This window comes from Pseudomonas sp. MF7453, assembly GCF_016405455.1.
Classification (GTDB): Bacteria; Pseudomonadota; Gammaproteobacteria; order Pseudomonadales; family Pseudomonadaceae; genus Aquipseudomonas; species Aquipseudomonas paralactis.
This window is the reverse complement of record NZ_JAEKCN010000011.1, coordinates 255,701-263,740: the sequence shown is the minus strand read 5'-3', so window position 1 is coordinate 263,740 and position 8,040 is coordinate 255,701. Positions and strand designations below refer to the sequence as shown.

The following is an 8,040-nucleotide window of genomic DNA, read 5'->3' as shown; positions in this document are numbered from 1 at the left end:
CTCACAAAACACCGAAAGCTGTCACATACCCAATTTGCTGAAGCGAGGCCATCTGGTCGCGACTCAGTACCCGAATTTCTTGACGACCATAGAGCATTGGAACCACCTGATCCCATCCCGAACTCAGTAGTGAAACGATGCATCGCCGATGGTAGTGTGGGGTTTCCCCATGTGAGAGTAGGTCATCGTCAAGATTAAATTCCGAAACCCCTGTTTGCTAACGCAAACAGGGGTTTTGTTTATGTAGAAGCTCATGAATTTCACCGGCACGTTGCCAACGCAACGGTCTGGTACACAGAATTTCTTGACGACCATAGAGCATTGGAACCACCTGATCCCATCCCGAACTCAGCAGTGAAACGATGCATCGCCGATGGTAGTGTGGGGTTTCCCCATGTGAGAGTAGGTCATCGTCAAGATTGAATTCCGAAACCCCTGTCTGCTAACGCAGACAGGGGTTTTGTCGTTTAAGGCTCTACGTCATAGCCTCCCGCCTTGAACCGACCGCCTGTCGGTTTCCTACGCAAAAAGAAGATGCTTCGCACAAATTTCTAAGCTTTGCTGATGTTTGGCCGAAAGCCTGACGAGCCATGCGTGCACCGAAATAGAGCGACCGCAGAGTCCGCCTATCCCGCTACATGGAATGTTCCACTCGGCACGCTCACCCCCCTTTGGCAAAAAGAAGTCGATGAAATGAATCTCAAGTTCAGTCATAAAATTCTGTTGGCCGCGTCAGGCGTCGTGGTTTTAGCCTTCGCGTTATTCACCCTGTACAACGACTACCTGCAACGCAGCACGATCAGGCAAAACCTGGCATCGTCTATTCAGCAATCCGGCGAGCTTACCGCCAGCAGCGTGCAGAACTGGCTCAGTGGTCGCATCCTGGTCCTCGAAAACCTGACGCAGAACGTTGCCCATCAAGGCAGTGCCGTCGATCTCCCTGGGTTGGTGGATCAGCCAGCGTTTACCTCCAACTTCCAGTTCACCTACGTGGGCCAAACCAATGGCGTATTCACGCAGCGTCCTGACGCGAAGATGCCTGACGACTACGACCCCCGTCAGCGCCCTTGGTACAAGCAGGCGGTAGTGGCAGACAAAACCATGCTTACTCCGCCTTATATGGCGGCTGTGGGCGGTCAGATCGTGACAATTGCCATGCCGGTGAAGAAGAACGGCGAACTGTTGGGTGTTGTTGGGGGTGACCTGAGTCTGCAAACCCTGGTGAAGATCATCAACTCCGTAGACTTCGGCGGCATTGGCCATGCATTTCTGGTCAGTGGTGATGGTCAGGTCATCGTGAGTCCTGATCAGGACCAGGTGATGAAAAATCTCAAGGACATCTACCCAGGCACCAACCTGCGCATCGAGAAGCTCAACCAGGACGTTGTTCTCAATGGCCAGGATCGCATTCTTTCGTTCACGCCTATCAGCGGTTTGCCCGGCGCCGACTGGTACATCGGCCTATCCATCGACAAAGAAAAAGCCTACGCCCCGCTGGGCAAGTTCCGTACATCTGCGTTGATTGCAATGTTGATCGCCGTTGTGGCCATTGCCGTGCTCTTGAGCCTGTTGATTCAAGTGTTGTTGCGTCCGTTGACCACCATGGGCGTCGCCATGCAGGACATTGCCCAAGGCGAAGGTGATTTGACCCGACGCCTCGCAGTGACCAGCAAAGATGAATTCGGCGAAGTCGGCAGCGCATTCAATCAATTCGTCGAACGCATCCACGCTTCGATTTCCGAGGTGTCTTCGGCAACGCGTCAGGTGCATGATTTGTCCCAGCGCGTAATGGCATCGTCCAATGCTTCGATCATCGGCTCCGACGAACAAAGTGCGCGCACCAACAGCGTAGCTGCGGCCATCAACGAACTCGGTGCCGCCACCCAGGAAATTGCCCGCAACGCAGCCGATGCTTCCCAGCACGCCAGTGGTGCCAGTGAACAGGCTGATGATGGCCGCAAGGTGGTTGAGCAAACCATCCTGGCGATGTCGGAACTGTCGCAGAAGATCAGCCTGTCTTGCACTCAGATCGAGACCCTGAACGCCAGCACCGACAACATCGGGCATATTCTGGATGTGATCAAAGGCATTTCCCAGCAGACCAATTTGCTCGCCCTCAATGCGGCAATTGAAGCCGCCCGCGCTGGCGAAGCCGGGCGTGGGTTCGCCGTGGTGGCCGATGAGGTGCGTAACCTGGCACACCGTACCCAAGAGTCGGCAGAAGAGATCCACAAGATGATCACTTCGTTGCAAGTGGGCTCCCGTGAAGCGGTGACCACCATGAACGCCAGCCAGACTTCCAGCGAAGAAAGCGTTGAAGTGGCCAACCAGGCGGGTGAGCGCCTGATCAGCGTGACGCAGCGTATCGTTGAGATCGATGGCATGAACCAGTCAGTTGCGGCTGCCACCGAAGAGCAGACTGCAGTTGTTGAAACGCTCAACGTCGACATCAACCAGATCAACCTGTTGAACCAGCAGGGTGTGGCCAACCTCAACGAGACGCTCAAGGACTGCGATGCGCTGTCCCAGCAGGCCAGTCGATTGAAGCAATTGGTCGATAGCTTCAAGATCTGATCCTGTTTGCATCGGAGCGAGACCTCTCGCTCCGAATGCTGATTGGCGCAGCAGTGTCATCGGCAAGCCGCTCACAGGAAGCTGATGGCCCTGAGGTAGTCACAACCTTTGCGTAACAGCGCAGGGCTCTTTGACGGATAGCCCACTCCCATTCTTTCCAAACCCCACCGGGCATTGTCGTAACGGATCATCGACGTATCGCCGATGTCTTCGCCCAGTTCGTCCAGATAGAACCCCAGCACCCCGAACAATGCGTTATCACGGCTAACCGTTCGCAACGCACGCTGCCAGTCTTCAACGCTTACCCGGTCGAAGACATGCCCGGCCTGGCTGAACGCGTCGAGGTACTTATTCCAGCTCAATGGCTGCGGGTTGTGCAGGTTGAACACGTTTCGCCCAAAGGCAAAGTGGGCGCTGTGGAACGCGATGAAGCGGGCCAGAAAATCCACCGGCATCAGATCGAAGTTCACCTCCAGCCGGGGAACCAACCCCAATTGCACAGACCCCTTGAGCATCAACATCAGGCGGTTCTTCTGCGGTTGGCAGACGCCGTTCTGGCTATTGAAACTGATATTTCCCGGCCGATGAATATTGACCCAGGCCCCTTGTTCGACGGCCCTTCCTAACAATCGCTCAGCCACCCATTTCGAGAGGTTGTAGCCATTTCTCACATACAGTGGCTGCGTGGGCCCGGCTGGCGTTTCAAGGACGTGCCCATCGGCGTCCACGCTGCTGCAGGCCGATAGCGTCGAGATGAAATTAAGAACCTTCTTACATTGAGTCTCGCAGAGGCGCAGGCACTCAAAAACCGGCTCGACGTTGTCTCTGGCGAGGGACGCGTAGTCCAGTACATGATTGACCTGTGCGGCGTTATGTACCAGCACACCATAATGACGAGCGAGATCGTCATACACATTGTCGGCCAAGCCCAGGCGGGGTTTGCGCATGTCGGCGGCGTACACCCGCACTCGACTCAGGTCCAGATGGTCCAGTCGGTATTCGCGCAGTGCCTGGGTGAATCGCGCCGTCGCCGATTGGTCAGGCAGTTCGCGCACCAGGCACGCCACTTCTTGCGCGCCGCCAGCCAGCAGCGCTTGGACGATATGCACCCCGACAAAACTGTTCGCCCCGGTGACGATCGCTTTGCGTGGATCACCCAGGTGGGTATCAGGCAACACCTCGAACTCCAGCGTTCTTGCTGCATCTTTCTCCATCTGGTGGCTAGGGGTATCAGGCAGCACACCGCCGTCCATCAGTGCGGCCAGCGTGCGGATGGTCGGGGCCTCGAAAAAGGGGCTCAGGCAGAAGCTGCGGCCAAACTGCTCACGCAGGCGCAGCAACAGTGTCGACAACAGAATGGAGTGACCTCCGAGGTTGAAGAAGCTGTCATCGATCGAGAGTTCACCTGCCGATAAAGCCAACAACTCTGCCCATAAGTCCACCAATTGTGCTTGCAGAGGTGTTTGTACAGGGCTGCGAGCCGCCCCGGCGAATGTGGATATTGGCAGGGCCAGTAAAGCCTTCCGATCGACCTTGCCGTTACTTGTACCTGGCATACAAGCCAACTCGCTCCAGGCGACCGGCTGCATATGTACCGGCAACCACTGCCGAGCATGTGCCTTCAGGCTGTCCAGCGTAGCGCCGGGTTCGGGCTGGGCGGCAAAACCTATGACTCTGTGCGTCCGGTCGATTACCACCGCCACTTGGCGAAACAATCGACTGTCGCGCAGGCACTGCTCAATCTCCTTAGGCTCGACTCTAAAACCGCGGATCTTGACTTGCTCATCCCGCCGCCCGCCGAGCTCGATGCCATCTTGCGTCCATTTCGCCAAATCGCCGCTGCGGTAAGCCTTAAGAACCTGTCCATTGGGCAGCGTCAGCTCAACGAATGGACTGTCGGCTTGCGGCGGTGCATTCCAATAACCGAGGCTGACGCCTGGGCCGGCAATGTATAAATCGCCTGTGACCTGTTCATCCACCGGTTGCAGGTTATCGTCGAGGATTAGCACCTGACTGTTGGCTATGGGGTGGCCGATGTTGCGCTGGCTATCACCTTGTTTAAATACTCGGTGTGTTGCCAAAACCGTGGTCTCGGTGGGCCCATAGAGGTTATGCAACCGACATTGCCCCGCCAATTGTTCGATCACATAGGGCTCGCAGAAATCACCGCCGGTCAGCAAGTGAGTAAGGCCCAGCGGCTGATCCAGCGGCAGAATGCCGAGCAGCGCCGGTGGTAGAAATCCATGGCTGACGCGTTGCTGGCGAATCAGCTCTACCAGTTGCTGCGGGTCGTGACGTTGATCCGCACTAGGGACAATCAATTCAGCACCGGCGATCAGGGCCGGGAAAATATCGATCAATGACGAGTCGAAGCCCAGCGGCGAAAACTGCAGGACGCGACTGTGTTGATCCAGCCCCACGCAGGTTGTAAGCCACGCGCTGAAATGCGCCAGATTATAGTGGCTCAGGAGTACACCCTTGGGCTGACCGGTGGTCCCCGACGTGAACAAGGCTATGCAAGGCTCGTCGGCAATGGGGCGATGGCGCATCAGCGGTTGCGCCGCATCGGCGTCGTGCACAGCGATCTGGCTGACATCAAGGGACATGAAGCCCGCTCGCAAGGGATGCTGGCCGTTATCCAACAACACACAAGCCTGGAGGCTTTCCAACATGCAGTGCTGACGTTGCAGTGGATAATCCGGGGCCAACGGCAAATACACACAGCCGCAACCCAACACCGCAAGAATACTGGCATACAGCTCGTTGGATTTTTCCAGGCACACGCCGATCACCCTTGGTGCTTGCGCGCCTTCCAACAAGGGAAGCAGGCGTTGCTGGATCGCTATGGCATGGCGATGAAGTTGCTGATAAGTCAGCATGTCCCCGGCGATATTCAACGCTGTTCGATTCGCGAAGGTGTCCAGACTGGCCTGCAGCCTTTCAATCATGGGCACCTGGGCTGCGCGCAGTAAGGCCGGGTTTGCCGTGTGGTTGAAACGATGCATAAACGCCAATGCTTCCAGCCCTTGCAGGCCCTGTTCGGGCCAGTCGTTAGCGGCAGCGGTTATAGAGAAATAATCGGGATCTCTTGAAAAACCGCAAACCAACCAAGCTGCCCACTGCGCCAGTGTGTTCGTGGCCTGCTGATGTAATCGCTGGCCGTTGCCGCTGGGTTCCTCGGCGACGCCCTGCACAGCCAACAAGCGTCGCTCGCGGTCATAGCAGCGCAACTGCAGTGAGGGCAGCCCGTGCTCGGACAGCGGGCCGATACCCACGCGCAGGCTTATCCATGGCGCGTCGGTTGGCAATGGCGGCAGCGGCTGCCCTCCATCTTCAATTACCAGGTCGACAGGCCCTGCTCCTGCGATATGCCCATATTGCTCCAGCACTTGCTTGAGCGCGTCCAGGGCTTTGCTGGAGGCACCCCACGCGATCTTTAAACGCCTCATGCCAACCTCCCTTGTACGGGCAGGTAGGCGCTCAGTGCTTGTGCGACGCTGGGCGTTTGCAAGACACCGCTGTGGCGCAGCAAACCCATGATATTGGTCACCAGCGGATGTTGATGGGTGATGGGAAAGGCCAGCGCATGGATTTCATGGCGTAGCGCAAGACGAGTGTCGGCGCTGATATCCAGGTGCTCGATCAGTTGCAGGTCGAAGTCTTGTTGCAGATCGTTAGTCAGGTAGCGCCCCAGGAAAACAGGCAGCGCTTGAGCGATGCTGTCGCGATCCTGCGCAGTTGCCGACTGCCAGTAGATACGCACCAACTGGGTCCAGAACCGCGCGTGACGGCCCTCGTCGAACAGGTGATCGGCCATCAGGCCGCGCACAGACGGTTTGACGCTGGCGTCTTTGGAGAACGCTGCCACATCATGGGTAACCGTGTTTTCCGCAATGGCCACGGCGATTAATTCAACGGCATCGTGCAAGTGCGCCGGTACCTTTGCCTGCGCTGCCGGTAGCGCGCGACTCAATTCAATTTGCCCGGGTAGATCAAGCGGTTCGATACCGGTCATTTCCACGGCTTGCTGAAGAAAATCCAGCGCGACCAACGCGTGGTAATCCTCGTCCACAACAACAGTCATCGCGTCGTAGCGGCAAGCAAGCGGGAAGGGCAGGGAGAAGCGATTTTTCGCGATGCTGCGCGCGGTCTTGTCGACAATCTCGGTTTCGAAGATCACCACATCATTGATGAATTTATAGAAGCTTTGCGTCAGCACGTAGTCGCGCCACTGTGGGCAGTGTTCAAGGAAAGTTGCACTCAGTACCAGCGGTTGGCGACACAGGGGAAAGATGAGGTTGCCGTCATTTTCCAGCACGCGTCGGGGACGTGTGCGGATGGTTGCGCGACGCTCCCAATCATCGGCAAAGGATTGGTAATGGAAGGCGCTCATGGGCGAACCTCTTGCAGCGAGGCCAGCACACCGTCCCAGAACGTAATACGGCGCTCCACGGCGCCAAGGGCGGTGCTATCGGCTTGTCTCTGGCGAAGCGGATCTGCGCCGATCAAGCGCTGGAGCAATTGTTCTGCCGCGGGCCCATGGTCGTGGCTGTCCACTTCGATATGGCGGTTGAGGTAGTGCAAGAAGGTAGGCGTTTCACGTTCAATGAACGTGTTGCTGTGCATCAGGCGCTCAAACATCGTGGGAATGACACTCTCGCGTCCATGCAGGAAAGCCGCTGCCACACAGTGGGTGGGCGCACTGAGCGCGATTTGCAATGTGCTGTCGATAAATTGCACCACACCACGAGGCGCATCAATCATCTGCAAAGCCGCGCTGACCTCCACGCCCTGATGTTGCAGATCGATGAAGCGTGTGATGGTGACGGTGCTGGCGCCTACCTCTGTCATAGCGTCCAGGTAAAGTTCGAAGTGACTGCAATGGCCTCGCGTTGGGTGCTCATCCGATTCCTCGCCCAGCACAATTTCATTGATCAAGCGGGCAGCGTGGGGGTCTGCAGGAGGGAGCCAGGGGATCTGAGTGCACGTCAGGTCTTGTTGCAGACGTTTGGTCAGGGTCATGAAGTCCCACACAGCGAACACATGGTGTTCCATAAAGTGTTGTAACTTTGAGAAAGAAGTTATTTCTATAAATAACGGATGACCTAAAAGTTGTTGTTTTCTTTGTTCGATAAAATGTTGGTGCATGGTTGACGCCTATAAGTTGTTGCAAGTGCTCGAAAAGCAGTGTTGGAATTTTGTAGTTGTGAGTTGGAGATGTAATATTTAGTCGAGGCCACGCAGGTAGCGCAACCTTGATCGAGTTGTGCCCAGCGGATTGAAAGGGGTGTGGTGGTCGGGCGAAGATAATAAGCCGATTAAACGTCTAGGTCGGATTATAAAAGTATTAGATGTTTTGTCCGAAAGCTGGTGCAGGGATAACTTGGTTGTTAACGTGTGGGAGAGTTCCTCGGTGTCAGTAGTTTCATAGGGGTAGTTGCCTGTCGTTGTGGCAACTTTCCTGAT

4 protein-coding genes and 2 rRNA genes are annotated in these 8,040 nt (G+C 56.3%); 3 read left to right on the top strand and 3 right to left on the bottom strand.

Annotation, left to right across the window (positions count from 1 at the left end; translation table 11 throughout):
* Positions 1-78: 78 nt before the first annotated feature.
* From rrf (JFT63_RS18865) to JFT63_RS18855, 3 genes are all read left to right on the top strand, one after another.
* Positions 79-194 (top strand): 5S ribosomal RNA (gene rrf, locus JFT63_RS18865).
* A 109-nt stretch (positions 195-303) separates the two neighbouring features.
* Positions 304-419, top strand: a 5S ribosomal RNA gene (gene rrf / locus JFT63_RS18860).
* 274 nt (positions 420-693) lie between these two features.
* On the top strand, positions 694-2,574 hold the full coding sequence (locus JFT63_RS18855) for a methyl-accepting chemotaxis protein (RefSeq protein WP_057704718.1): 1,881 nt from the start codon (positions 694-696) through the stop codon (positions 2,572-2,574).
* Positions 2,575-2,645: 71 nt separating this feature from the next.
* Here JFT63_RS18855 and JFT63_RS18850 read toward each other — a convergent pair whose 3' ends face one another.
* From JFT63_RS18850 to JFT63_RS18840, 3 genes are read right to left on the bottom strand one after another with little or no spacing between them, the layout of a single operon-like run.
* Positions 2,646-6,023, bottom strand: coding sequence for an amino acid adenylation domain-containing protein (locus JFT63_RS18850; protein WP_198844508.1), 3,378 nt, complete (start codon positions 6,021-6,023; stop codon positions 2,646-2,648).
* The gene (locus JFT63_RS18845; RefSeq protein WP_057704716.1) at positions 6,020-6,967 is read right to left on the bottom strand and encodes a diiron oxygenase; all 948 of its coding nucleotides are present in this window, start codon (positions 6,965-6,967) and stop codon (positions 6,020-6,022) included. The genes JFT63_RS18850 and JFT63_RS18845 overlap by 4 nt, the downstream gene beginning before the upstream one ends.
* Positions 6,964-7,722 carry a DUF3050 domain-containing protein gene (locus tag JFT63_RS18840; RefSeq protein ID WP_198708841.1) on the bottom strand — a complete coding sequence of 253 codons (759 nt, stop codon included), beginning with the start codon at positions 7,720-7,722 and terminating at the stop codon, positions 6,964-6,966. The genes JFT63_RS18845 and JFT63_RS18840 overlap by 4 nt, the downstream gene beginning before the upstream one ends.
* Positions 7,723-8,040 lie beyond the last annotated feature (318 nt).

Bases quoted from the DNA above. Each gene is read 5' to 3' on its own strand.
- JFT63_RS18855 (WP_057704718.1), top strand. From the start codon at position 694: ATGAATCTCAAGTTCAGTCATAAAATTCTGTTGGCCGCGTCAGGCGTC.
- JFT63_RS18845 (WP_057704716.1), bottom strand. From the start codon at position 6,967: ATGAGCGCCTTCCATTACCAATCCTTTGCCGATGATTGGGAGCGTCGC.
- JFT63_RS18840 (WP_198708841.1), bottom strand. From the start codon at position 7,722: ATGCACCAACATTTTATCGAACAAAGAAAACAACAACTTTTAGGTCAT.
- JFT63_RS18850 (WP_198844508.1), bottom strand. From the start codon at position 6,023: ATGAGGCGTTTAAAGATCGCGTGGGGTGCCTCCAGCAAAGCCCTGGAC.